Here is a 702-nt window from a genome sequence, read left to right as displayed (position 1 = left end):
GAAGCATGTCCTTCAAAGAAACGCCTTTGAAAATCAAAGTGTCTTCTTGAAAGATAAGAAAGACGTGAACGACTTGATGCATGTGTCATGGAAGCAGATTCTGATGCTGATGACTTTTGATATGTAAATTATTTATTATTGTTATAATATAATATTTTTATCCTATAAAATTGTATACTAACCCTTTTTTAATTATGTCTAGATGTTTCACCATCTTTCGTCTAAAATGAAAGGGAAAGGGAAATGTAAGCAGGGCGAGGGTTCTTCTTCCTCCTCGTAGGCACAGTCAGACACATCCGCTTTCTTGTTTGTAGTAATAGTATAATTTAATTCCATTTTCATCTACACTTGATCATATCAATTCATTATTATGTTTTATTTGACATTTCTTATGTTTTTCCTTGCAGGGCACAACGGCCTCTTGACAGTGACAGGAGCAGCTTCTTGGGGTGCTGCACAGCGATGAGATGGCTCACGTGGAGCACACGACTAGGTGGAGGTGGAGCACATGACTTAGGTGGAGGTGGAGGTGGAGACTCTGGTGGAGCAGGTGGCTCAGGGGGAGGTGGAGCATATGACTCAGGTGGAGGTGGAGGTGGAGACTCCGATGGGCAGGTGGCTTAGGGGGGAGTGGAGGGTGCAGGAGGCATCTCAGGTGGAGGTGGATTAGGCGGCTCAAGTGACGGTGTGGAGTACGACATT

1 protein-coding gene is annotated in these 702 nt (G+C 44.0%); it reads left to right on the top strand.

Annotated elements, in window-relative coordinates; genetic code table 11:
• Positions 1–462: 462 nt before the first annotated feature.
• Positions 463–624, top strand: a complete 162-nt coding sequence (locus ACQY5W_RS13155) for a hypothetical protein (protein WP_428025430.1) — start codon at positions 463–465, stop codon at positions 622–624.
• Positions 625–702 lie beyond the last annotated feature (78 nt).

This window comes from Arcobacter sp. (genome assembly GCF_050300555.1).
Classification (GTDB): Bacteria; Campylobacterota; Campylobacteria; order Campylobacterales; family Arcobacteraceae; genus Arcobacter.
The sequence above is the reverse complement of the archived record's forward strand: the minus strand, read 5'-3'. Positions and strand labels throughout refer to the sequence as shown.

Bases quoted from the DNA above. Each gene is read 5' to 3' on its own strand.
- ACQY5W_RS13155 (WP_428025430.1), top strand. From the start codon at position 463: ATGAGATGGCTCACGTGGAGCACACGACTAGGTGGAGGTGGAGCACAT.